Annotated in this window: 23 protein-coding genes; 11 read left to right on the top strand and 12 right to left on the bottom strand. The window is 69.9% G+C overall.

What is annotated here, in order from left to right; translation table 11 throughout:
- Nucleotides 1-2 precede the first annotated feature (2 nt).
- From ureC to AC07AG_RS26205, 6 genes are all read right to left on the bottom strand, one after another.
- A complete protein-coding gene (gene ureC, locus AC07AG_RS26230) occupies nt 3-1,727 on the bottom strand; it encodes an urease subunit alpha (protein WP_478758156.1) in 1,725 nt (574 codons plus the stop codon).
- A complete protein-coding gene (locus AC07AG_RS26225; protein WP_478758155.1) occupies nt 1,727-2,269 on the bottom strand; it encodes an urease subunit beta in 543 nt (180 codons plus the stop codon). The genes ureC and AC07AG_RS26225 overlap by 1 nt, the downstream gene beginning before the upstream one ends.
- Entirely contained in the window at nt 2,266-3,141 is an 876-nt protein-coding gene (locus tag AC07AG_RS26220; protein WP_478758153.1) for a cobalamin biosynthesis protein CbiX, read from the bottom strand. The genes AC07AG_RS26225 and AC07AG_RS26220 overlap by 4 nt, the downstream gene beginning before the upstream one ends.
- A 5-nt stretch (nt 3,142-3,146) precedes the next feature.
- Nucleotides 3,147-3,452 carry an urease subunit gamma gene (locus AC07AG_RS26215; protein ID WP_478758152.1) on the bottom strand — a complete coding sequence of 102 codons (306 nt, stop codon included), beginning with the start codon at nt 3,450-3,452 and terminating at the stop codon, nt 3,147-3,149.
- Nucleotides 3,453-3,514: 62 nt separating this feature from the next.
- Nucleotides 3,515-4,477: an urea transporter gene (locus tag AC07AG_RS26210; protein WP_478758151.1), complete on the bottom strand. Its 963-nt coding sequence runs from the start codon at nt 4,475-4,477 to the stop codon at nt 3,515-3,517.
- Between the two features lie 249 nt (nt 4,478-4,726).
- Nucleotides 4,727-5,203 (bottom strand): DUF5994 family protein, encoded by a 477-nt coding sequence (locus AC07AG_RS26205; RefSeq protein ID WP_478758150.1) that lies wholly within the window; start codon nt 5,201-5,203, stop codon nt 4,727-4,729.
- 276 nt (nt 5,204-5,479) lie between these two features.
- Here AC07AG_RS26205 and AC07AG_RS26200 point away from each other — a divergent pair, with 276 nt between their 5' ends.
- Both AC07AG_RS26200 and AC07AG_RS26195 read left to right on the top strand, forming a co-directional pair.
- The gene (locus AC07AG_RS26200; RefSeq protein ID WP_478758149.1) at nt 5,480-6,055 is read left to right on the top strand and encodes a DUF5994 family protein; all 576 of its coding nucleotides are present in this window, start codon (nt 5,480-5,482) and stop codon (nt 6,053-6,055) included.
- 5 nt (nt 6,056-6,060) lie between these two features.
- Complete coding sequence (locus AC07AG_RS26195) at nt 6,061-6,249, top strand: hypothetical protein (protein WP_478758147.1); 189 nt, start codon at nt 6,061-6,063, stop codon at nt 6,247-6,249.
- An 81-nt stretch (nt 6,250-6,330) separates the two neighbouring features.
- Here AC07AG_RS26195 and AC07AG_RS26190 read toward each other — a convergent pair whose 3' ends face one another.
- Complete coding sequence (locus AC07AG_RS26190) at nt 6,331-8,745, bottom strand: MFS transporter (RefSeq protein ID WP_478758146.1); 2,415 nt, start codon at nt 8,743-8,745, stop codon at nt 6,331-6,333.
- 206 nt (nt 8,746-8,951) lie between these two features.
- Nucleotides 8,952-9,461 (bottom strand): MarR family winged helix-turn-helix transcriptional regulator, encoded by a 510-nt coding sequence (locus tag AC07AG_RS26185; protein ID WP_478758144.1) that lies wholly within the window; start codon nt 9,459-9,461, stop codon nt 8,952-8,954.
- A 232-nt stretch (nt 9,462-9,693) separates the two neighbouring features.
- On the opposite strand from AC07AG_RS26185, the gene AC07AG_RS26180 reads away from it, so the two are divergent.
- Nucleotides 9,694-11,169, top strand: coding sequence for an FG-GAP and VCBS repeat-containing protein (locus AC07AG_RS26180; protein ID WP_478758142.1), 1,476 nt, complete (start codon nt 9,694-9,696; stop codon nt 11,167-11,169).
- A gap of 177 nt (nt 11,170-11,346) precedes the next feature.
- Nucleotides 11,347-12,558: an MFS transporter gene (locus AC07AG_RS26175; protein ID WP_478758141.1), complete on the top strand. Its 1,212-nt coding sequence runs from the start codon at nt 11,347-11,349 to the stop codon at nt 12,556-12,558.
- A gap of 6 nt (nt 12,559-12,564) precedes the next feature.
- On the opposite strand, the gene AC07AG_RS26170 is transcribed toward AC07AG_RS26175, so the two are convergent.
- Nucleotides 12,565-13,380: an SAM-dependent methyltransferase gene (locus AC07AG_RS26170; RefSeq protein WP_478758140.1), complete on the bottom strand. Its 816-nt coding sequence runs from the start codon at nt 13,378-13,380 to the stop codon at nt 12,565-12,567.
- A gap of 142 nt (nt 13,381-13,522) precedes the next feature.
- Complete coding sequence (locus AC07AG_RS26165; RefSeq protein WP_478758139.1) at nt 13,523-14,107, bottom strand: hypothetical protein; 585 nt, start codon at nt 14,105-14,107, stop codon at nt 13,523-13,525.
- A 183-nt stretch (nt 14,108-14,290) separates the two neighbouring features.
- Here AC07AG_RS26165 and AC07AG_RS26160 point away from each other — a divergent pair, with 183 nt between their 5' ends.
- The 3 genes from AC07AG_RS26160 (at nt 14,291) to AC07AG_RS26150 (ending at nt 17,197) form a co-directional block, all read left to right on the top strand.
- Nucleotides 14,291-15,115 (top strand): PP2C family protein-serine/threonine phosphatase, encoded by an 825-nt coding sequence (locus AC07AG_RS26160; protein ID WP_478758138.1) that lies wholly within the window; start codon nt 14,291-14,293, stop codon nt 15,113-15,115.
- 76 nt (nt 15,116-15,191) lie between these two features.
- On the top strand, nt 15,192-16,229 hold the full coding sequence (locus AC07AG_RS26155) for an MASE1 domain-containing protein (RefSeq protein WP_478758137.1): 1,038 nt from the start codon (nt 15,192-15,194) through the stop codon (nt 16,227-16,229).
- A gap of 74 nt (nt 16,230-16,303) precedes the next feature.
- Entirely contained in the window at nt 16,304-17,197 is an 894-nt protein-coding gene (locus AC07AG_RS26150) for an NAD-dependent protein deacetylase (protein WP_478758136.1), read from the top strand.
- Between the two features lie 13 nt (nt 17,198-17,210).
- Here AC07AG_RS26150 and pepE read toward each other — a convergent pair whose 3' ends face one another.
- Nucleotides 17,211-17,954 carry a dipeptidase PepE gene (gene pepE, locus AC07AG_RS26145; RefSeq protein ID WP_478758135.1) on the bottom strand — a complete coding sequence of 248 codons (744 nt, stop codon included), beginning with the start codon at nt 17,952-17,954 and terminating at the stop codon, nt 17,211-17,213.
- A 110-nt stretch (nt 17,955-18,064) separates the two neighbouring features.
- Entirely contained in the window at nt 18,065-18,889 is an 825-nt protein-coding gene (locus AC07AG_RS26140; RefSeq protein WP_478758133.1) for an IclR family transcriptional regulator, read from the bottom strand.
- Nucleotides 18,890-19,129: 240 nt separating this feature from the next.
- Between AC07AG_RS26140 and AC07AG_RS26135 the strand changes: the two genes are divergently transcribed.
- From AC07AG_RS26135 to AC07AG_RS26120, 4 genes are all read left to right on the top strand, one after another.
- Nucleotides 19,130-20,083, top strand: coding sequence for a DUF1177 domain-containing protein (locus tag AC07AG_RS26135; RefSeq protein ID WP_478758132.1), 954 nt, complete (start codon nt 19,130-19,132; stop codon nt 20,081-20,083).
- Nucleotides 20,083-21,462: a cytosine permease gene (locus AC07AG_RS26130; protein WP_478758131.1), complete on the top strand. Its 1,380-nt coding sequence runs from the start codon at nt 20,083-20,085 to the stop codon at nt 21,460-21,462. Before AC07AG_RS26135 ends, AC07AG_RS26130 begins: the two co-directional genes overlap by 1 nt.
- On the top strand, nt 21,459-22,826 hold the full coding sequence (locus AC07AG_RS26125; RefSeq protein ID WP_478758130.1) for a M20/M25/M40 family metallo-hydrolase: 1,368 nt from the start codon (nt 21,459-21,461) through the stop codon (nt 22,824-22,826). Before AC07AG_RS26130 ends, AC07AG_RS26125 begins: the two co-directional genes overlap by 4 nt.
- A gap of 180 nt (nt 22,827-23,006) precedes the next feature.
- Complete coding sequence (locus AC07AG_RS26120; RefSeq protein ID WP_478758128.1) at nt 23,007-24,299, top strand: ATP-binding protein; 1,293 nt, start codon at nt 23,007-23,009, stop codon at nt 24,297-24,299.
- Nucleotides 24,300-24,339 lie beyond the last annotated feature (40 nt).

The raw sequence follows: 24,339 nt of genomic DNA, 5'->3' as shown, positions 1-24,339 counted from the left end.
GGCTACACCAGGAAGAACAGGTGGTTGAGGGGAAGTTCCTCGGCGGGGTCGATCGTGGCGACCTTGCCGTCGAGGGTGACCTTGAAGGTCTCGGGGTCGACCTGGATGTCCGGCAGGGCACTGTTGCGCACCATGTTGTGCTTGCCGATCGTGCGGGTGGCGCGGACCGGCAGGACCCTCCGGTCGAGGCCGAGCTCCCCGGGCACTCCGGCGGCGATGCCCGCCTGCGACATGAAGGTGACGTGGGTGGCCGGGAGCGCCTTGCCGAGCTGTCCGAACATCGGCCGGTAGATGACCGGTTGGGGAGTCGGCAGCGAGGCGTTCGGGTCGCCCATCTGTGCCCAGGAGATGATGCCGCCCTTGATCACCATCTTCGGCTTGGCCCCGAAGGAATGGATGGGCCACAGCACGATGTCCGCGATCTTTCCCTTCTCGAGGGAGCCGACGTGGTCGGCGATGCCGCTGGCGATGGCCGGGTTGATGGTCACCTTCGCCAGGTAGCGCAGGACCCGCTGGTTGTCGTTGCGGGCGGAGTCTCCCTCCAGGATCCCGAGCTTGTCCTTGCAGTGGTGCGCGGTCTGGAAGGCGCGCGTCACCGACTCGCCGATGCGGCCCATGGCCTGGGAGTCGGAGGAGAACATGCTGATGACGCCGAGATCGTGGAGCACCGACTCGGCAGCGATCGTCTCGGCGCGGACCCGGCTGTCGGCGAAGGACACGTCCTCGGGGATGTCATGGCTGAGGTGGTGACAGACCATGACCATGTCGAGGAGCTCGTCGACGGAGTTCTTGGTGTACGGCAGGGTCGGGTTGGTGGACGAGGGCAGGATGTTGGGCTCGCCCGCCACTCGCATGATGTCGGGGGCGTGGCCGCCGCCCGCGCCCTCGCTGTGAAAGGTGTGGATCGCACGTCCGTCGATCGCGGAGCGGGTGTCCTCGAAGAAGCCGCTCTCGTTCAGGCTGTCCGTGTGGATGGACACCTGGACGTCGTACCGGTCCGCGACGTTGAGCGCGTTGTCGATGACGGCCGGTGTGGCGCCCCAGTCCTCGTGCACCTTCAGGCCGCAGGCACCGGCCTCGATCTGCTCGTCGAGCGCCTCGGGAAGGCTGCCGTTGCCCTTGCCCATGATGCCCAGGTTCACCGGCCAGCCCTCGGCCGCCTGGAGGAACCGGGCGATGTTGTACGGGCCGGGGGTGCAGGTGGTGCCGTTGGTGCCGTCCGAGGGGCCGGTGCCGCCGCCGATGAGCGTGGTGATGCCGTTGGTCAGTGCCTGTTCGGCCTGCTGAGGGGCGATCAGGTGGACGTGGGTGTCGATGGCCCCGGCGGTGGCGATGAGGTGCTCGCCCGCGATGGCCTCGGTACCCGGACCGATGACCAGATCGGGGTGGACGTTGTTCTGTGTCTGCGGATTGCCGGACTTGCCGATACCGGCGATCATCCCGTCCTTGATGCCGATGTCGCACTTGACGACCCCCACCATCGGGTCGATGACCACGACGTTGGTGATGACGGTGTCGAGCGCGCCCTGGGCACTGGTCGCCTGAGGGGAGGAGGCCATGCCGTCCCGCATGGTCTTGCCGCCTCCGTAGAGGACTTCGTCGCCGTACTGGCCCTCGCTGAAGTCCTTCTCCACCTCGACGACGAGATTTGTGTCGGCGAGGTGGAAGCGGTCTCCGGTCGTCGGGCCGAACATGTCGGTGTACTGCTTACGGGGCAGGATGGGCATCAGCGCGGACCCTTCTTCTTGGCCTTCGCGCTTTTGACGCTCGGCGTGCTCTTGGCCTTGGACGTCTTCCCGGTGCCGGATGCCTTCGGGCTGCCGCTGGTTGTGCCGGTGGAGCCCTTGCTTCCGTCGGACTTCTCGCTGCGCGGGGAGGCCGTGGGCCCGGCCGGTTGCCCGGCACCCTGGAAGCCCTGCTCGATCGCCTTGCGTACGGCCTCGACCTTGGCCGGGTGGGAGGCGAGGCTGCCGTTGAGGAGCCCGCTGAAGCCGACCAGGCGGCCCGTTCCGGCGTAGGCGCACAGTTCGACCTCCCGTGAGCCGCCGGGCTCGATGCGTACGGAGGTGCCCGCCGGGATGTTGAGGTGCATGCCCAGGGCCTGCTGCCGGTCGAACGACAACGCGGAGTTCACCTCGAAGAAGTGGTAGTGGGAACCGACCTGGATCGCACGGTCGCCGGTGTTGCTGACGGTGAGCTTCGCCGTGCGCCGGCCCGCGTTGATCTCGACCGGGTCATCCCCGTAGATGTACTGCTGACGGAACGTCATGCCGAGCTCCCAAGGACGTGTCCCGCGCGCGTGTCTTGCGGGTGCGGGTGCGGGTGATCGTGGCTGTGGCGCTGCTCTTCACCGAGAACGTGACCGGCGGCGTGCGGGTGGCCGGGGCCCGGTCCATCAGCGTGGCCCTCGCCCGGTGGGTGGGTGTGCTGGTGTCCGTGTCCGTCGGCCGCGCCGAGGCCGGCGGTGATCCCGTCGTCACCGTGCTCGCGTCGGCGGCGGACGGCGACGGCGACCCGTTCGCGGAGCACCTGCCGCAGCGCGGAGGGAGGCACGCAGGGACCGGCGACGGTGACGTTCGCGCCCGGTACGTCGGGGACTTCCGGCACCGCGAACGCGGCGGGCAGCAGGACCACCCGGTCGGCGCCCAGCAGCAGACAGCGCCGGACGCCCTCCGCGAGGTCGGGGTCGCCGCCGCCGAACGCGACCTCGACCAAGGCGTGATCGCCGTGGCGTCGTACGAGGCTCGCGACCCGGTACAGCTCGGCGTCCTCGAAGGGGTCACCTGGCGGCGCCGTGACCAGCAGCGCAGCGGAGGCCGGAGTGCGACGGGCGGCGGCCCGCAGCCGGCCGACGAGGTGCTGTGCGGTACCGAAGGGTTCCGCCAGCACGGCCCCGCGCCGGTCCGCCGCCGGTACGGCTCGCAGCGTACGGGCGGAGTCGGCGACGAGTCCGGGGTCGCGCCCGAAGGTCATCGGCACGACGCAGCACGCTTCGCCCCTGCGGCCGTGCTCGACGACGGACCGGAACAGCTCCCGTCCACGGGTCACCAACGTGACGTCCGGGCCCGCGAGTTCCACCAGCGCGCTGCCGTCCCCGGCCTCGTGGCCGCGGACGGCGATCACCCGGCAGGGCGTGTCCACCGGGATCAGCCGCCGACGGGGTCGTGGCAGGAGACGAGTTTCGTGCCGTCGACGAAGGACGCCTCCACCTGGAGCAGGCCGAGCATGTCGCGTACACCCGGCATCGTGTCGTCCTCGCCGACGACCTGACGGCCCAGTTCCATGCAGTCGGCCACGCTCTTCCCGTCCCGTGCGGCCTCCAGGATCGCCTCGGTGATCAGGGCCACCGACTCGCTGTAGTTGAGCTTGAGGCCTCGCCCCTGGCGCTTGCGGGCCAGATCGGCCACGACGTACACCAGCAGCTTGTCGATCTCGCGAGGGGCGAGGTTCATCGTCGCTACCTTCCTCATCGGGGGTATCGGGGGTACCGGCAACACGCCGACCGGCGGGCGGCTCAGTCGCTCGGGCGGAGACGTGGCAGCAGCGGCACCGCGGCCATGAGCACCCAGGTCGTGAGAATGAAGGGCCAGGTGAAGGTGTGGCCGCCGAAAGGCTTGAACAGTGAGGTCAGCGAGGCTGTCAGCCCGGTTGAGGCGGCGGCCCCGAACAGTGCGTACGCACCGTTCCCCACGGTGCTCGCCAACAGGACCGCTCCGACCGCGAGGGCCACCAGGACCGCGTTGTACCCGTAGATTCCGTTGGCGATCAGCTCCGTGGGTGCGCCGAGCCCCCAGGCGGTGAGGATGCCGACGACACTGCCGGCCGCGGCGAACAGGACGACGCGCGCTCCGGCGAGGGCGAGTCCGGCGAGCATGATGAGCCCGACGTACCACTCGTCGACCAGGAAGACCTGCGAGACGTTGGTGAAGAACGCGTGCCACAGGTCGTCCCAGGTCAGCCCCGTCCCTCCGGCGGTCGTGCTGGAGACCGGCGCCGGGTCGCCGTGCCAGATCCTGCCGAACGAGGGCGCCCCGAGAACCATGACGCCGGAGACCAGGCAGAACGGCGCGGTGAGCGGGGTGAGGCCGGCGGGGGCGAGCAGTGTGGTCAGAGCGGCCATCAGGATGGTGCACATGACGGCGCCGACAACGGTGAGCACGTAGGTGGCCGGGTGATGGCCCAGTGAGGTGAGGAGTGCGATGCCGGTGAGGCAGCCGCAGTAGCCCTGAAGCCCCAGAGCGATTCCCGACCGGTCCGCACGGAACGCGTAGGCGGCCGCGGTGGAAACCAGTGTGCCCAGTGTGGCGAAGAGCCCGATCTGCCAGCCGGCCACCCACAGGGCGATAAGGATGACCGCCCCGGTCCACGCCCGGGACTGGAGGTCCACCTGGCCGACCCCGCGCACCGAGGCGAGCAGGAACGTCAACGGCTGAGGAGCCTGCGATCCATGATGCTCTGGCGCTTGGGCGGAAGACACGAGGAACTCCGTAGCTCGGCAAGGGGGAGCCCGGCGGCGCAGCCGCCGCCCCTCGTGCAGGGGAACGTGCATCGCCATATATATCCCATTTGTATATGTTCATCTCGGCGAGGCTGTGCGAGTGTTCCGCCATTGGAGGGGATGGCGGCAATGGGCGGTGGGCCGGCCTCCGCAAAGGCCGACCTCGACCTCGGAGTGCCTTGCCACGGTGGCGGCCTGGCCGAGAGCGATGACCAGGATGCCGTCGTCCTACTCGGGTTCCGGGATGGTGGCGACGAGGATCTGGGCGGCCTCGGTGATGTTGTCCGCGTGGACAGCTCGGGCCATCGCTTCGCGGGCGGCGTCGGCTGCGGTGTCCGGGGGAACCACCAGCAGGGCGAAGTGGTCGTTGTCGCCTCGGGTGATGAGGATGGTGTCGTCGCCGACGGGGTCGGAGTCGAGGTGCACGACCCGGTCGTCGATGACCAGGCGGGTCGGGAGGCCGTTCCAGGCGGACGCGTCCACGCCCACCCGTGTGATCGGCCCCAGGTGCCCGGTCAACACGCTGATCAGCGCGGGCAGCTCGGTCTCGATGTCGCGGGTGCGCGGCCACCACGCGCCGTCCAGGAGCCCCTCCCTGGATCGCTTGGTCTCCAGCCGCAGCAGGGCCGTACCCGGTTTCACCGCCTGGTGGATCGCGTCCGGCAGGAGCAGTGGAGGCGTGTGGGAGATGTCGGAGTCAGTCATGTCGGTCCGCCTGTCTGCGGCGTGCGGCCGTGCATCGCCGCAAGCCGGCGCCGATGCCGACGCCGGTACCCGGTCGGCGATGTGCCCGAACCCGCCGTCGTTTCACGATACTCCGCCCGCCGGAAAACTCCTGGTCAAACCGGTCAGAGTCGGCCGAACAGGCGTAGGGTGAAGGCACCGGGAGTATTTCGCACACCGGCTTTCACGCGGGTGTCATTTCCGGCGATCGCCTAAAAACCGGGCTGCCGACGGGCAGTCCGGGGGCAGGTCCGCATCATGACCACGACCCTCGACCGGACCGCGCCCCGCGACCTCGCCGTAGAGTTCCCGGCTCGCTTGTCCCTCACCCCGAAGACCACGCTCGCCGGCCAGCTGGACGGGGCCTGGTGGCCGCACTCCCGCGACCTAGAGGTCGAGCTCCCACCGCTCGCCGCCGCCCTGGAGGAATCCTGGGGCCGCGTCACCCGCGTCACGGTGAACCCCACCCGATGGCCCGTCGTCCCGCACACGGTTGCCGTGGACGGGCGCAGGCTGCATGTGGGGTGGTTCACGGAACAGGACCCCGACAAGCTCATCCTGCTCTCCTACGCCGTCGGGCGCTGGGACCTCCTCGTCATCCCGCCCGAGACCGCACCGGCAGCTGCCGCGCGCCTGATGGCGGCCGCGGCGATCCCGGGCAGTGTTCTCACCGCGGGCATCCTGATGGCCAACGATGCCCTCGTCGGGCGCGGCATCCGTGACGCCCTGCGTCAGGAATCCACCTGGGAGGGCGAGGGCGGGGCGTGCATGTCGCCCTTCGGGGACCGGATGGGACGAAGCGCCCTCCCTCTGCCCGGTCATGGATGGAGGTGAGCCCCATGGAGACCCTCGTCTTCGTCGCTGTGATCGTCCTCGCGATCGGCATCGGTATGCGGCTGATCCACCTGCTCAACGCCCAACACGACGCACGGATCGAGGCCTACCACTTCAGCGACCCCCTGCCGAAGCCTCCCGGTCTGCCGGACGACACCAGTCGTCGGGCCCACCGCAGGGATGCCGATCAGTGAGCAAGAGACCTTCCTCCGGCCCGGGGCAGCGGGTGGGGCGCTTCGGCGCCCCACCCGCCGGCTTTTCGGCCGTCCTGAAGCTCAGTGCGCCGGGTGCGACAGCTCGATGTCGAGTGCGTCGGTGCCGGGGCCCGTCACGCGGAGCGGGGTGGCGACGGGCGGGTAGCCGCTGGCGATGACGGAGTACTCACCGGAGTCCAGGTCCGTGAAGGCGTACGCGCCGTCCGCACCGGTGGTGGCCGTCGCGGCGACGTTGCCCGCCGCGTCGACCAGTGTGACGCGGGCGTCCGGCACCACGCGCAGATCGGCGGAGCGTACCGCGCCCTGGAGCCGGGCGCCCGGGATGAGAGCGATCTCCACTCGGCCGGTTCCGCCGTCGCCGACCGTGGCGGGAACGGCGGCCGGCCGGTGCCCCTCCGCCGTCACGGCGACGGTGAACTCGCCGGCGGGCAGCTCCTCGAAGGCGAACTCCCCGTCCTGGCCGGTCTGTCCGTTCCCGAGCACCTCGCCGCGCACATCGGTCACGATCACCGTGGCGCCGACGACCGGCAGCCCGTCGGCGCCGCTGACGCCCCCGCTCAGACCCTGCGGGCCGGCGAGCAGGATGTCGTACGCGAGCGGCTCGTCGCCGATGGTGACGGTGGCCGCCTGCGGCTGGTGCCCGTCGGCAGCGGCGATCAGTACGTAGGTGCCGGCGCCGGGTGCGGCGAGCTCGTAGCCTCCGGCGGAGCCGGCCACGGTCCGGCCCAGTTGACGTCCCGTCAGGGAGATCAGGGTGACGGTGGCGCGGGAGGCGCCGGTGGAGGTGCGGATGTGCCCGTGGAGGGTGGGGCCGACCTGGGTGGGCGCTTCCTGGGCCTCTGCGGGAGCGTCGGCCCGTGGTGTTTCCTGGGCCTCTGCGGGAGCGCCGGCCTGGGGCGTTTCCTGGGCGGAGGCCGGAGTCGCCGGCGGGGCCTGCTGGGGGCGGCGGAAGCCGATCAGGGTGGCCGTGGCGATCAGGGCCACCAGCATTCCGACCGCGCCGATGGTCATGCAGACGTGGACCGCGTCGGTGAAACTCGCGCCGATCGCGCCCAGTGCGGGACCGGTTGCCTCGGGGGACAGCCCGAGGTGTCCCGCGGCACCCACACCGCCCTGCGCGAGGGCCTCGCCCACCCGCTGCTGGTCGGCGGTGGACAGTCCGGAGTCCGCGAGGTGCCCGGGCAGGGCGGAGGTGAGCCGGCTGGTGAGAACCGCGCCGAGGACGGCGGGGCCGAGAGCGCCGCCGAGCTGGCGCAGGGTGTTGTTGCCCGCGCCCGCCATGCCCGCCAGGTGGTGCGGGACGCTGCCGACGGCGACCGCGCTGATCGGCGTCATCACGAAGCCCATGCCGAGGCCGAACAGGGCGAGCGGGCCGGCCATCGCGCCGAACCCGGAGTCGGTCTGCAGGCCGGTCAGCCACAGCATGGCGCCGCCGGTGCCGAGCAGGCCGACGCACAGGAGTACGCCGGGTGCGACCTTGCCCATCAGACGGCCGACGAGCGGGCCGGCCACGATGGAGACGCCGTTGAAGACCAGCATCCGCCAGGCGATGTCGAGGACGGAGAGCTGCTGGACGCTGCCGAAGAAGAGGCTGAGGGTGAAGACGGAGCCGATCATCCCGAACATGACGATGGCGTTGACGACACCGGCGCCGGTGAAGGGACGCACTGCGAACAGCTTCAGGGAGAGCATCGGCGAGGGGGAGCGCAGTTCGGCGACGACGAAGGCGATCAGGCCGAGCGCGGCGACGGCGAACGCGACGACGACCTTGGTCTGGCCCCAGCCGTGGACCCCGCCGCCCTCGATCACGCCGTAGATCAGGCCGATGATGAAGACGATCGCGGCGATCTGGCCGGGTACGTCGATGGCGCGGCCGTGCGCGGAGCGGGAGTCCTCCAGCATCCGCACGGCCACCAGGCCGGTGACGGCGGTGATGACGGCGGCCGGAAGGAAGATCCAGCGCCAGGTGGCGTGCTCCAGGATGACGCCGCTGATCAGCGGGCCCAGGGCCATGCCGATGCTCAGGGACGCGGCCCAGGCGGCGATGGCCTTGGCGCGGGCCCGGAAGTCCGGGTAGGCATGGCTGATCAGGGCAAGGGTGGAGGAGGCGAGAGCCGCGGCACCCGCGCCGGCGATGGCCTGGCCGGCCCAGACCTGCTCGACGCTGTGCGCGGTCAGGGACGTCACGGAACCGGCGGCGAACAGGAGCATGCCCGCGAGGTAGGCCTTCTTGCGGCCGTACAGATCGCCGATCAGGCCGAACGTGAGGATCAGCGCGGCCATCGGCAGGATGAACGCGTCGGAGACCCACTGCAGGTCGGACGTGGAGGCGCCGAGCCCTTGCTGGATACGTGACAGGGACACCGAGACGCTGCCGATCGGCACGTAGGCGGCGAACATCCCGAGACACGCCAGCACGGTGGTCAGTGCCGGGCGCGCGACGGCGCGGTGGTGGGGGGTGGATATCGCGGACATGGTGAGACGGCCCTCCTGATCGAACGCGCCGGTCAAGTTATCAGTTGCCTGTCAAAGTCCCAAATGACTGAGACCGGAGGGCGGAGAGCTCTCTCTCGGTACGGAGGGTGTGGACGCACGGTTCAGGCGCCGGGGTCTGCGGGCGCGGGCGCCCCCCGGTGATCGCAAAGTGGCCTTGGTCGGCCGGGCTGTGAAGGGCTCGGCTCTCAGCCGGCCTTGGGCGGGTCCGGCCACATGCGGGCCACGGGGGAGTCGGGGCCGTCGAGGGCCACGGCGATGCGGCGCATGCCGAGCGTGAGACGTTCCAGTTCCTCGGGCCCGCCGACCACTTCGCAGAGCCGTTCGACGACCGCTTCGACGAGCTGCCGCCCCTTGGCCATGCCCAGCAGCCCCGCCTCGGTCGGCTCGACCAGCAGCACACGTTTGTGCACGGGGTGCGGATGCCGCTCGATCCACCCGATCTGCTGCAGGTGCGCCAGCGCCGTCGTCACGCTCTGCGGCGTGATGTTCTGCCCCCGGGCCAGATCCGCCCCGGACAGCGGACCGTGCTGGTCGAGCGTCATCACGATCCCGAGCTGCGTCATCGTGACGCCCAGGGAGCGCAGCCGCTCGTTGAGGGCGCGATGCACGGAGTTGTTCGCCCGCCACATCGAGTGGCTGAACGTCTGGTTCCACGGCATGTCGGAGGCGGTCCCCTCCGGGCGGCGGCTCGGCATCTTCAACTCCCTGCGGGCAAACGGCCCTCATCCTAGCGGTGGGGCGACCGGCCCCCGGCCCGGCCGCGTGCGGGGGACGAGCCATCGGCAGCGTATGCGCAAGGTCAACAGCTGACCTGCGTCCGTTCAAGTGTCGTTCAGCGCACAACCATCGACCGTTTCCGCGTGTCTCGCAGATGAATCACATCTGCGCGCACGCGTCTCGACATCGCTCGCGCTCTAAGGAGGAACCGTGGGCATCCGCAGACCCGCCATATCGACCGCCGTGGCCGCCGCACTCATCGGGTCGTTCAGCGTGCCGATCGTCGCGGGCACCGCATCCGCGGAGGACGGCGCCGCCACCGTGCGCGAGGACTTCGACGGCGACGGTTACCAGGACGTCGCCGTCTCCGCCCCCGGCGCGAAGGTCGGCGGCCACGACTGGGCCGGCTACATCACGATCAGCTACGGATCGGCCAATGGCATCGACTCCGCGCGCACGACAGTCATCACCCAGGACACCCCCGGCGTGCCCGGCGCCTCCGGCGACAACCAGGTCTTCGGCTACGCGATGATCTCCCGCGACCTGGACGGCGACGGTCTGACCGACCTGGCGGTGGTCGCCCGCGATCACCGAGCGGAGAACAACGTCAACGGATCGGTGATCGCCTTGTGGGGCCGGAAGACCGGCATCTCCGGCGAGGGCGCGGTCCGCGTCGATGCACCGGCCAATGCCCAGGTCGGCGACGACATCACCGCGGGCGACTTCGACAGCGACGGGCACACGGACCTGTTCATGCGCAACGGCGAGGACTACGACTACCACGACGTGCTCTACGGCCCCTTCAGCCGTGACGGCGCCCCCGCCCGCGAGCAGCAGGTGCAGGTGTACAGCACCGACAACACCATCAACTCGACCGCCGCGGGCGACTTCAACGGCGACGGCATCGAGGACCTCGCGACCTTCTACGTCTACGAGAACCACGCCGAGGGCGGCAAGCTGTGGCTCGGCACCAAGGACGGCCTGTCCACCGTCCCGCAGCGCCTGAACTCCTCGTCCAGCACGGCCGTGGCCGACTTCGACCAGGACGGCTACGCCGATCTCGCCACCCGCATCTTCCCGAACGGCGACACCGAGGGCACCGAGGAGGACCCCGGCACCGTCAAGATCTACTACGGTTCGTCCTCCGGCCCCAGCCAGACCCGCACGCAGACGATCACGCAGAGCACGGCGGGTGTGCCCGGTTCGAACGAGAAGGGTGACCAGTTCGGCGGACGGCTGAGCGCAGGCGACGCGAACGGCGACGGATACCCCGATCTGGCCGTCGGCGTCCCCGGCGAGGCGATCGGCTCGAAGGCGAAAGCCGGCGCCGTGGTGCTGCTCAAGGGCGCCAAGGCCGGGCTCACCGGCAAGGGCGCGCAGGCGTTCCACCAGGACACGGCGGGCGTGCCGGGCGTCGCGGAGTCCGGCGACGTGTTCGGCGGTTCGGCACGTCTGCTCGACGTGACGGGTGACGGCAAGGCGGACCTGGCCGCGGGTGCGCCCGGCGAGAACCTGGATGCCGTCGTGAACGGCGGCGCGGTGTGGCTGCTGCGCGGCGCGGCCTCCGGCCTGACGGCCTCGAAGTCGGTCGCGCAGAACCCGAAGGACATCGGGGCGCCGGCGACGAAGGCGTTGTTCGGCGCGAACCTGAGCGGCGACAACGGCCCCGGCACCGTGATCCCCTAGCGCGCGCAGCATGATCACGGTCACGATCGGGTCCTCAGTGTTGCGGTGGCCGGCGCTCGGAGCAGCCGACCTCGCACCACTGACGGCCTGTGGGACCGCTGTTAACCTGCGCCCATGATCAAGGGGAGATCGTCCGGCCGAATAGCTCACATGGCGGGGGCCAACAGGTCGGAGCGTGTGCTGATCCTGGCCAGCTTCGTGAACCGAGTCGGCAATGGGCTCTTCAACACGGCGGCGGCGCTCTATTTCACGTTGGTCGTGGATCTACCGGCGGTGCAGGTGGGTGCCGCCCTCACCGTCGCCGGATTGATCGGCCTGCTCGCGGGGATACCGGGAGGGCACCTGGCCGATCGACGTGGGCCGCGCACGATCATGATGCTCGCCCTGGCCGTTCAAGCAGTGGCGATGTCCGCTCTTGTGTGGGTCGAGAGCTGGGCCGCCCTCACCATCATCGCCACCGTCGACCAGCTTGCCGCAGCCGCTGCCGGCGCGGCCTGGGGAGCCCTCGTGGTCCGGGTCGGCACTGACCGCCCGGCGCTGTTCAGGGCGAAGCTCCGTACTTACGTCAATTTGGGCGTCGTCCTGGGAACGGTGGGCGCCGGCTTCGCGGTCGCAGCGAATACGCGTACTGCCTACAGCGTGCTGATTCTCGGCAACGCGGCCAGCTTCGCCCTGTGCGCCCTGCTCCTGTTCCTGCTCCCCAACTACAGAGCCTTGGCGGCGCCGCCGCAGCAGCGCCGCTGGATCGCTCTCACCGACCGTCCGTTCGTGGCCTTCACCGCCCTCTATGGCGCGATGGGGCTGCAGTACCCGGTCGTGTCGCTGCTGCTGCCGATCTGGATCTCGTCGCACACGGACGCACCGCGCTGGACCGTAGCCGCGGTGTCCGCGATCAATGCGGGAGTCTGCGTCCTCTTGCAGACCAGAATCGGGTCCCGCATCGAAACCCCTCGCGACGGCGGCAGAGCGTTCCGCACGGCAGGGCTGCTGTTCCTCCTCAGCTGTCCGATGATGGCCCTGAGCGCGCACACTCCCGTGTGGGCGGCCGCAGGCCTCGTGGTCGCGGCGATCTTCGTCCACAGCCTCGGAGAGATATGGGAGTCCTCGGCCGGCTTCGCCCTTGGCTTCGGCCTGGCACCGGACCATGCCCAAGGCCAGTACCAAGGGCTTCTCGGGCTCGGCTTCAGCGCGGGCCAGGCGCTCGCCCCCGCCATCCTCACCACTGTCGTCCTTGGCCTTGGAACGGGTGGCTGGCTGCTCCTCGGCGTGTTCTTCGCCGCTCTGGGGGCCGTTGGCCCATCGATTGAACGCTGGGGCACGCGAACCCGTTCTCGACAGGAAGCTGCGGCTTCGGGCCCCAGCACGGCAGCCCGAGGCGGTCGCCTCTGACCCTGCTCAGGGTTTCATCGCCACCGCGCCGAACTGGGGTAGTACGGAAGCGGAGTTGGACTCAGGGCGCCATTGGGAGCACGACACGAGGCCGGGTGCGACAAGGTTCAGGCCTTCGAAGAAGGAACTGATCTCTGCGCGGCTGCGGGCCGTGATCGGCGGGGTGGCGTTTTCGTTCCAGAACTTCATGGCCTCGACGTTGCCCTCGCCACCGAGATCGGCGTCGGTGGTGGGGTGTGTCAGGGCGAGACAGCTGCCGGAGGGGACTGCGTCCATGATCCGGCGGACGATGTGCTGCGCCTCGCCCGTGTCGAGAACGAAGTTGAGGATGCCCAGCATCATGACCGCGACGGGCTGATCGAGGTCGAGGGTGGCCGACGCGCCCTCCACGACGCCGTCCGGGTGGTGGACATCGGCGTCGATGTAGGCGGTTGCTCCCTCGGGGGTGCCGGTCAGCAGGCTGCGGGCGTGGACCAGCACGATGGGGTCGTTGTCGACATAGACGATGCGGGACTCGGGTGCGATCCGTTGGGCGATCTCGTGGGTGTTGTCCAGGGTCGGCAGCCCGGTGCCGATGTCCAGGAACTGTCGCACTCCGCGGTCGGCGGTCAGGAATCGGACCGAGCGGCCGAGGAACTGGCGGTCGGCGCGGGCCACGTCCCGGATCACCGGGAACATCGTGGCGACCTGGTCACCGACTCGCTGATCGATCTCGTAGTTGTCCTTGCCGCCGATCCAGTAATTCCACACGCGTGCGTTGTGCGCGACTCCGGTGTTCAGCCTGCCCGACACGTCTGCCGGGTGGTGCTGTCTCTCACTCACGTCTTCCCCTTCTCCCGCTCACCCGCGAGGTGTTCAGGGCGAGCAGCGCCGCGGCGGCATCAGAACGTGGTGCCATTGTGATGCACGTAGATCACGGCGTCCGGGTATTCGGCGTTCCCGAGGCTGAGGTCGAGTGGCGGACTCAGGTGCGGGGCAGCAGGGACTCGACGATCACGGCGGTGCCGACAGCAGGTCGAGCTTCGTGCATCGTGATCACGTCTCCGCACCGCAGATGTCTCCACTGTTCCGGGGCCAGAGGTGCCAGCCGGACATCGGCAGTCCCTCCCGGACCGAGCTCTTCGGCGAACTCCACCCAGAGCCTTGCGATCATCAGGCCTGGGTCTCCGTCAGCGGTGCCGCCCCCGATGTCCCACAACGGCCTGAGCCGGCCGTCCCCGGAAACGGCGCTCCGGCGTCCGCCCTCCTCGGGGCCCAACAGGCTCAGCGTTGCCCGGAGGGTGCCGTGCCGGACCTCCCACCCTCGCCACTGACACCACCGGTGGCTGCGGTCGAGCATCATCTGCCGGGCGGACTCGGCCAGAAGCTCCCAGAACTCCACGGACACGGGGCAAGAATCACCGATCTCGATGAGAACGCCGAGCGCCGTCTCCCACTCCTGACGAGCGACGTCCTGACGGACATCGCCGACCGTGACGCCGTTCGCCGCCGAGGCGCCTGCGGGCAAGAGGTCGACGGCCTGCCGAATGAGTGTGAACGCGTCATCCATGTGCTGCATTTTCCCTGGTTCCCGTACCCCCTCTGTGCGATCGCGACCAGGCGCTGCGGAGGGTGACAGGGTGCGATGCCCGTCATCTCCGGGCAGAGTTGAGCGCGACGGTTGTGCCAATCGTGCACGTGGTGGAAGACAGCTGAACTGACGCGAGGTGCTCTCGCGGAACCGGGGCGATCAATGTTCCGTACGCAGGCGGCCGACGACGGTGACGAGCTGCTTGCCAGGCTCGGGGCGCTGACTGCCCGGGCCCGGGAGCTCGCGGAGATGCAGCGCTCCCGGGTCGAGCTGGCAGTGGCCCTGCAGCGCGGCATGCTGCCCCACGACCTTCCGCAGCCCCCGGGCATCCGGCTGGCCGTGGGCTACATGCCCGCCAACCACGGGCTCAACGTCGGGGGCGACTGGTATGACGCCTTCACCATGCCCGACGGCCGCATCGGCCTGTCCATCGGAGACGTGCAGGGGCACAACATCAAGGCCGCCGCGTTCATGGGGCAGGTCCGTGTGGGGCTGCGGGCGCTGGCCTCGGTCACGAGCGACCCTGGGGAACTGCTCGCGCGTACCAACGATCTCCTGGTTTCCCTGGGCGCGGACCTCTTCGCCACCTGCACTTTCCTCCGGCTCGATCCGGCCACCGGTGTCCTGGAGTGCGCCCGGGCCGGCCACATCCCCCACATCTGGGCCACGGCCGACGGGCGATCCGGTGTCGACGAAGGAGAATGCGGCCCTCCGCTCGGCGTACTCGAAGGCGCCGAGTACCCCGTGGTGTGCCACAGGCTCACCACGGGTGGCGTAGTCGTGCTGCTGACCGACGGAGTGGTGGAGGGGCCGACGCTGAGCCTCGATGAAGGCCTGCGCCGGGTGACGCGGCTCGCCGAGGTCACGGCCGCTGCCGGACTGGGCATCAACACTCTCGCAGGCGGTGTCATGCGGCTGGCGGACACGGTGGGGCATGAGGACGACGCCGCCGTCCTCATCGTCGGTCACGACGGCGGCGCCCCGTAGACGTGCCCACCGCACACCGCCCGTAGACGTGCCCGCGCGGGCGCTCGCATGGCCGAAATGGCCCGCCCGGTGTCTGATGGCTGCTGTGTTGGTGACCCGGCGGTTCCGGCTGTCCATGGAGGTAGTCCTCAAGACACTGGCTGTTGCCGCCTGCTACTACGTGGCCGGGCGGCTTGGCCTGCTCGGTCGACTCACCGTCGAAGGAGTGATCGTCACCCCCATCTGGCCGCCCACGGGCCTCGCCGTCGCCGCACTGCTTGTCTACGGCGTGTCGGTCTGGCCCGGGATCGCCCTTGGGTCCTTCCTCGTCATCGCGTCCCTTGCCACCCCGCAGCCCGCCACCTTCATCACCGTCGCGGGCAACACCGTCGCCCCGCTCTGCGCCTACTGGATGCTGCGCGCGGTCGGATTCCGGCTCGGGATCTCACGAGTGCGGGACGGCCTCGCCCTGGTCTTCATCGGCGGGCTCGGCGCCATGCTGATCAGCGCGACGGCGGGGGTCGCGCCACAGCTGGTGACCGGTGGACTGGCGACAGGGGAGTTCTGGTCCGTGTGGCTTGCCTGGTGGGTGGGGGATGCGATGGGCGTCCTGCTCATCACTCCGCTCCTGCTCGTGCTTGCGGGAGCCGCTGGACCACTGAAACTGAGGCGCTGGAAGGAAATGCTGTGCCTCGGCATCGTGGCCGTGATCGTCGTTCCCGTGGCCGTGCTCGGCGAATTGAGCCTGCTGTTCCTCGTCTTTCCGCTGCTCATCTGGGCGGCGCTGCGCTTCCAGCTGGCCGGGAGCATGCTGTGCGCGCTGTTCGCGTCCGTGCTCACCACGTTCGAGGCGAATACGCAGCACGGCGCCTTCCTCCATCTGTCGGCCATCGAGGTCATGACCAAACTTCAGGCGTTCAACGGTGCCACCGCGCTTACGGCGCTCTTGTTGTCCGCCATGGTCGCCGAACAGCGCGCCACCCGACGATCGGTACAGAGCGCCTGCCGGGAACTCGCCGAGGTCCTGGAGCACCTCGCCGCGGGAGAATCCGCACCCGAACCGTCCGCCAGGGGCGCCACCGGCGTCCGCACGGACCACACGGCGCCGGGGGCCTACCGCGACCAGGAAAAGTAACCTGGTCCGCTCCTGAGGCATCCGCTGCGGGCGTGACCGGGGTACGCGGGCGCCCGCCACGTACGCTGGCAGCTATGCGGATGCGCCCCACACTGACCTGGGAGCCCACTGGTGGCCTTCTCCCGGCCGTCACCGACCTGACGCCTGTCGTAGAGGCGGTGCGCGGAGGCGGCGTCGCGGTGCTGAGCGGGGCCGGGCTGTCCACCGAGTCGGGTATCCCGGACTACCGCGGGGAGAACGGTTCCCTGCGCCGGCACACCCCCATGACGTACCAGGAGTTCGTCGGCGCTGAGCAGGCCCGGCAGCGGTATTGGGCCCGCAGCCAGCTGGGGTGGAGGGCCATGACGCGGGCCCGCCCGAATGCCGGTCATCGGGCTGTGACCGCCTTGCTCGACGCAGGCCTGCTCACCGGTGTGATCACACAGAACGTCGACGGGCTGCAGCAGTCCGCCGGGGCCCGGGACGTCATCGAACTGCACGGGAGCCTGAGCCGGGTCGTGTGCCTGGCCTGTGGGCAGAACAGCTCCCGTTCCGAACTCGACCAGCGGCTGCGTGAGGCCAATCCACGGTTCGAGGCCGACGCCGAGAGGCACCGAGCGGCGCGGGTCAATCCGGACGGTGACGTGGAACTGCCCGACGAGGCGGTCCGTCAGTTCCGGGTGGTGGCGTGCTCGGCCTGTGGCGACGGGGTTCTCAAGCCGGATGTCGTGTTCTTCGGAGAGAACGTGCCGCCCGAGCGAGTTGCGGCGTGCCGGGGCCTTGTCGAGGAAGCTGCCGTTCTGCTCGTGCTCGGATCCTCCCTCACCGTCATGTCCGGACTGCGCTTCGTGCGCCAGGCGGCACAGTCCGGCACGCCGGTCCTGATCGTCAACCAGGGCCCGACCCGAGGTGACCGTTACGCCACCCAGCGGGTCGCACTGCCCCTCGGGGAGGCGCTGGCCGCCCTGGTGGCCCGGGTGAGTCCCTGAGGCCCGAGAGGCTTCAGGCGTGGGCGGCCACGGTGTCGAAGTGAGGCTGGACGGTGAGGAGTTCGGACGCATCGGCGCCGGTGGGGAGTTCGCGTGGGCCTGTGCCGCGGGTGAAGAAGCGTGCCGGGTTCTCGCCGCCGAGCGTGGCGCGGCCCTCCCGCACGCGCAGCCACGATCCCTCACGCAGGCCGAGCACGGGGACGTCGTTCTCCTCGAGGAACTCGGTGAGGCGCTCCTCGCGGGTCTCTCCCTTGTGAGTTGAGGCCGGATCCGGGTCAAGGTAGTGCGGGTTGATCTGGAAGGGGACGAGGCCGAGGCACTCGAAGGACGGCGGCTGCACGATGGGCATGTCGTTCGTGGTGCGCAGGGTGGGAGCGGCCATGTTCGTGCCGGCGCTGGCGCCCATGTAGGGCAGCCCGCCCCGTACGGCGGAGCTCAGGGCGTCGCGCAGTCCGGTCCGGTACAGCGCGCTCAGCAGGCGGAAGGAGTTGCCGCCGCCGACAAAGACCGCGTCGGCCTGTGCGAGTGCGGACAGCGGAGCGCCGTCCTCGTGCACGCCGTGGACGTCGATGCCGCACGGGGCGAGCGCGTCGCGGACCTTGGCCGTGTAGGCGTCGTGGTCGGCGAGGGCGTAGGGGACGAAGGCGAGGCGGGCGCGCTCGGGGAGGAATCCGGTGACGGTGTCGAGGGCGTGGGCGAGGTAGCCGCGGCCGTGCTGGGTGGAGTTGGAGAGCAGCAGCAGGTTCGTCCGGGTCAACTCAGGCTCCTAGCAGGGTATTTGGTGTGTGGGTATTCGGGTGCTGGTGGGTTGTTGCTCGCGTGACGTGGGCGGTGACGGCGGCGGGTGGCCGTCGTGCGGCGTCTCGCTCAGGCGGTGTCGACGCGGGGGCGCCGGGTGCGCTGCGGGGGGTGGGTGAGGCGCTTCTCCAGGAGCTGGGCGGCCCGGCGGAGGGCATCGAGGCGACCGTCGGGACCTTCGGGGAAGCGCTCCTTGGCCGCGCCGAGGCTGAGGCTTCCGTACGGTTCGCGGCCGAGGAAGACCGGTACGGCGACGGTGCCGATGCCGGCGTCGTACTCGCCGACGGTCCAGGCGTACCCCTGCGCGCGGATCTGCAGGAACTCGCGCTCCAGGACGTCCGGGTCGGTCACCGTGCGGTCGGTGAAGCGGGCCATGGGGCGCCCGCGGAAGAGCCGGTTGCGCTGCTCGTCGGGCAGGAAGGCGTAGTACGACTTGCTGGTGGCACCGGCGTGGGCCGGATACAGCTCGCCGACCAGGGGGTAGTAGCGCAGCGGCCCCTCCTCGCCCTCGACGGCGGCGACGCAGCGCATGTGGAAGCTGTCGGGCAGGCAGAACAGGACGGTGTCACCGGTGGCGGCGCGCAGCTCGTCCAGGACGGGTCCGGCGAGGAGTTCCAGGGACCCGGAGCGTTCCCAGAGACGGCCGAGGCGCAGTACGGCGGGCCCGATTCGGTAGCGGCGGGTGACCGGGTCGGAGACCAGGAAGCCGCGGCCGGCGAGGGTGGACAGCAGCCGCTGGGCGACGGAGGTGTCCCAGCCGAACTCGGCGGCGACCTCGGTCACGCCCCAGTCCGGCCGGGTCCGCTCGAAGGCGAGCAGCACGAGCAGGGCACGGTCGACGGTCTGCAGGGCGCCGGCCGGGGTCTTCCGGTCGAGCGGGATGTCCTGGGGCATCGGCGGTCGCTCCTGGTTGGCGGGGGAGGGGGCATGCGGGCCCCGGTGTGAGTGCGGGTGCGGGCGGGTGTGGATGTGCGCGGCTTCGGCCTCGGCGTCAGCCTCGGTATCTCACCATGCAGACCTTTATTGCAGATAACGGGAAACTGTTGCCCACAACGCTAACTCATCCCGACTCTGGTCTCCGTACCGGCGCGGGGCTACCCGGCCGCCGGCGTGCACGATCAGGAGAGGTCGCCCATGTTGAAGTACGTCCTGGACATCATGGATCTGCTGGATGATCCGGACGCCGACGGCAAGCGTGCCGTCGCGTACCTCGACTCGGCCGCGGGTCCAGAGGGATCGGGCGCCGAAGTCACCACCGTCACCGGCGAGCGCGGCTCCACGGACTTCGTGCGCGTCCGGATCCCGGGGCGCTCGGGCCGTGCGGCGGGCGGCAAGTCCCGCACGCTCGGCGTCGTCGGCAGGCTCGGCGGCGTAGGCGCACGGCCCGAGATCGCGGGACTGGTCTCCGACGCGGACGGCGCGGTGGCCGCCCTGTCGACCGCGGCCAAGCTGCTCGACATGCGCCGCCGCGGTGACGTCCTGGAAGGCGACGTCGTGGTCGCCACCCACATCTGCCCCGACGCCCCCACCGCGCCGCACGACCCGGTCCCGTTCATGGACTCGCCGGTGGACATCGCCACCATGAACCGGCACGAGGTGACGGACGAAATGGAGGCCGTGCTCTCCATCGACACCACCAAGGGCAACCGGATCATCAACCACAAGGGTCTCGCCCTCTCGCCCACCGTCAAGGAGGGCTGGGTGCTGCGGGTCAGCGAGCAGCTCGGCGAGCTGCTCGCCGTGGTGACCGGTGAGCCGTTGGTCACATATCCCGTGACGAACCAGGACATCACGCCCTACGGTAACGGTGTACACCACATCAATTCGATCCTGCAGCCGGCCACCGCGACCTCCGCCCCGGTGGTGGGCCTCGCGGTCACCTCGGCCGCGGCGGTCCCCGGCTGTCAGACGGGTGCGAGTCACGAGACCGACATCGCGTCCGCCGCCCGGTTCGCCGTCGAGACCGCGAAGGCCTACGGCGGCGGCCGACTCGACTTCCACGATGTGGCGGAGTTCGACAACCTTCTCAACCGGTACGGCTCGCTGGCGCACCTGCAGACCTTCGGCCACGCATCCAGGGAGTCGTGATGGCAGCCCCCTCCGCCGCCGAAACAGGCGGCAAGCGGATCGGCAGCGACGACTACGCGCTGTCCCGGGTCCCGCGCGACAAGCGCCTCGGCTTCTGGACGATGCTGCTCCAGTGGCTCGCCCAGTCCGGCTCGATCTCCCAGTTCACGCTGGGTGCCACCATCGGCGTCGGCATGACCTTCGGGGATGCGTTCCTCGCCTTCACGCTCGGTGCGGTCGTCCTCGAGGTCGTGATCTTCGCGATCGGCCTCGCGGGGATGCGCGAGGGCCTAGCCACGCCGCTCCTGACCCGCTGGGTGGGCTTCGGGCGAAACGGTTCCGCGCTGGTCAGCTTCGTGATCGCGGTCAGCCTCGTCGGCTGGTTCGGCGTGCAGAACTCGATCTTCGGCAACAGCGTGTCGGCCCTGGTGGGCGGACCCTCGTGGCTCTGGTGTGTGGTCGCCGGTGTGGCCATCACCGCCCTGGTCATCTTCGGCTTCAAGTACATGGCGATCTTCGCCAAGATCGTGACGCCGCTGTTCTTCGCCATGGTCGCCTGGTCGGTGACCAACGCCCTCATGGACCACTCCGTCGCCGACCTCGTCAGCTCGCCCCCGCCCGGTGAGACCATCCCGCTCGCCGTCGCGGCCACGGCCATCGCGGGCGGCTTCATGACCGGTGCGATCGTCGCCCCCGAGATGACCCGCTACAACAAGAAGGGCTCGCACGTCTTTCTGCAGAGCGCCTCGTCGATGATCCTCTCCGAGTACATCGTCGGCATGACAGGCGTGCTGCTCGGCCACATGGTCAAGAGCAGCGAGGTCTCGCACATCGTGCTCTCCACCTCGGGCGCCTTCGGCGTCCTGGTCGTCCTCATGTCGACGGCGAAGATCAACGACTGGAATCTGTACGGCTCTTCCCTCGGCGTCGTCAACTTCTTCCAGGTCGTCTTCGGCAAGCGTCTGCACCGCGGCGTCGTCACCATCATGCTCGGCCTGGCCGGCACGCTGCTGTCGGCGGTCGGCATCATGACCCACTTCACCGAGTTCCTGTCGGTGCTCGGCGTGGCCATCCCGCCCATCGGCGGCATCATCGTCGCGGAGTACTGGGTGGTGCGCCGGATGTGCAAGCCCCTAGACGACACCCGCGCGGCCCAGACCCTGCCCACCACCTCGCCGACCTGGGTGCCGATGTCCCTGGTGATCTGGGCACTGGCCTTCTGCGTCGGCAAGTTCTACGACGGCGGCATCCCCGCCCTGAACTCGCTCGCCATCGCGTTCGTCCTCTACTCCGTGCTCGGTCTGCTCGGCTGGATCAGGACGTACGGCACCACGACCCTGGACGACGAGGCCACACCCGCCCCCGCCGCCCGCACGTCCGAGACCGTAGGAGCGGCATGAGCAACCCCGACACCCCTGTTCCCGGCGCGCCCGTGAACACCACCCCGGCCTCCGAGGAGGCGCAGACAGAGGTCGTCGATCTCTGCGCGGAGCTGATCCGCTTCGACACCTCGAACCCCACCAGCGACGAACGGGCCTGCGCCGAATGGGTCGTGGCGCGCCTGTCCGACGCGGGCATCGAATCGACGCTCGTCGAGAGCGCACCGGGACGAGCCAACGTCATCGCCCGTATCCCCGGCACGGATCCCACCCGGGGCGCCCTCCTCGTCCACGGTCACCTCGACGTCGTACCGGCCGACGCGACCGAATGGCAGGTGCCGCCCTTCTCCGGCGAAATCCACGACGGGTACTTGTGGGGCCGCGGCGCGATCGACATGAAGGACACGGTGGCCGTGATGCTGGCCACCGCACGGCACTTCGCGCGCACCGGAACCCGGCCGGCCCGCGAGATCGTGCTCGCCTTCCTCGCCGACGAGGAGGCGGGCGGCAAGTTCGGCGCGCACTGGCTGGTCGAGCACAGGCCCGAGCTGTTCGCGGGCGTCACCGAGGCGATCGGCGAGGGCGGCGGCTTCAGCTACGCCCTCGACGACACGCGGCGCCTCTACCCGATCGAGAACGCCCAGCGCGGCATGGCCTGGATGGAGCTCACGGCGAACGGCCGTGCCGGGCACGGATCCTCGCCCAACGACGAGAATGCGGTCACGGACCTCGCCGAGACGCTGACCCGCATCGGCCGCCACACCCACCCGGTGCGGCTGATCGAGCCGGTGCGCGCCCTGCTCGCCAAGGCGGCCGAACTCCTGGGTGTGGAGATCGACTTCGAGGCTCTCGGCACCCTGGACCAGGAGGCCGTCGACAAGGAACTGACCAAGCTCGGTCATGTCGCCGACTTCATGCAGGTGGTGCTCCGCAACTCGGCGAACCCCACCATGTTCTCGGCCGGCTACCAGACGAACGTCATCCCCGGGAAGGCCACGGCCCGCGTGGACGGCCGCTTCCTGCCCGGTCACGAGCAGGAACTCATCGACATCATCGACGCGTTGCTGCTGCCCTCCGTCTCCCGCCGGTGGGTCAATCACGACATCGCCATGGAGACCTCCTTCGACGGCCCGCTCGTCGACGCCATGTGCGCGGCCGTGCGCGCCGAGGACCCGGACGGGCACCCGGTGCCGTACTGCAATCCCGGCGGCACCGACGCGAAGGCCTTCACCCAGCTGGACATCCGGTGCTTCGGCTTCAAGGGCCTCAAGCTCCCGCACGACTTGGACTACGGCCGCCTCTTCCACGGCGTCGACGAGCGGGTGCCGCTCGAGGGGCTGCGGTTCGGCGTGCGGGTGATGACCCGCCTCTGGCAGAGCTGCTGACCCTCCCGCGCTCGGCCCGCTGCCACGCCGGCGCCGGGCACGCCCGGCGCCGTATGCCCAGTGCCGGTTCGTAGCACTTCCCCTCGCGCCTTGTGCACCGCGGCGCACGACCCGTGACCTCGCGCGCCTCTAGCCTCGCCGCATCGGCGCGACAACGAGAACGATCGAGGGGCGTGGCCTGTGAACTGGCTGATCCATGACTACCGCGAGAGCGATCTCGCCGCGGTGGTCCACCTGATGGACACCACGGCCGAGCTCGGCCAGGAATCCGTCTTCTCCGTGGCGGAGTGCATCAGCGCCCTCACTTCCCGCCAGCCGGGCGTCGTCGCCGTCCACCAGGGCGTACCCATCGGGACGGCGCTCGCCTGCGTGGCGGGGGAGCGGGCCTGGGTGATGCGGATCGCGATCGCCCCGGCCTGGCGTGGGCGTGGCCTGGCCAGCGCGCTCCTGGTCGAGCTTGAGCGCCGCCTGGTCGCCGCGCGGGTCGGCCGGATCGCTTATGTCCTGCCGGAGGAGGAATTGTTCGGAGACGGACTCCTCAACGCGGGCTACACCCGCCGGCCCGCTGTGGCCTACTTCGAGAAGGTCGAGCCGGTGCACGGGCCCGCCGCCAGCCTTCTCGACGACCTCGGCGGCCGGCTGCTGCCCGGTGACCTGTGGGACAAGGTCGTCGGCATGGAGCGTGAGAAGGACCTGATCGAGCGGCGGATCGTGCTGCCGCTCGCCGAGCCGGAGCGCGCGGCGCGACACGGTGTGCGCCCGCCGCGCGCGGTGGGCCTTTTCGGCCCGCCGGGTACCGGCAAGACGACCTTCGCGCGCGCGATCGCCTCGCGGCTCGGCTGGCCGTTCGTGGAGATCCTGCCCTCCCGGCTGGCCGACGGAGGCAATCTGGCGGCGGCGCTGCGCTCCGCGTTCGCGGCGATCGCCGAGCTGGAACGGGTGCTGGTCTTCATCGACGAGGTCGAGGAGATCGCCCCCGTCCGCCAGGAACCTGCACAGCCCGGCGGGATGCACGGAGTCACCAACGAACTGCTCAAGCTCATCCCCGGTTTCCGGGAGCGCGACGAGCGGCTCCTGGTCTGTGCGACGAACTCGATCCGCTCTCTGGACCCGGCCTTCCTGCGCCCCGGTCGTTTCGACTACCTGGTCCCGATCGGTACGCCGGACAAGGCGGCCCGTGCGGCGATCTGGGCGCGTTACACCGATGGCCGGCCGGAGGTGAATGTGGACGAACTGGTGTCGGCGAGCGACCTGTTCACGCCCGCCGACATCGAGCACGCCGCCCGGATCGCCGCCCAGAGCTCCTTCGAGCGCGACCTGGTCCCGGCCGGCGGGCAGACGGCCGCTCAGGAGCTGATGCCGGGCGCGAGCACGGCGGACTACCTGGAGGCGATCGGCCAGTGCCGTCCTACGGTGACTCCGCAGATGATCAACCAGTTCGAGTCGGACATCACCACACACGCCCGGTTCTGACCGGGCGTGTGTGGTCGACGGTGTGGCTGCCGCTCCGAGG

The sequence above is a fragment of the Streptomyces sp. NPDC044044 genome, assembly GCF_056434405.1.
The sequence above is the reverse complement of the archived record's forward strand: the minus strand, read 5'-3'. Positions and strand labels throughout refer to the sequence as shown.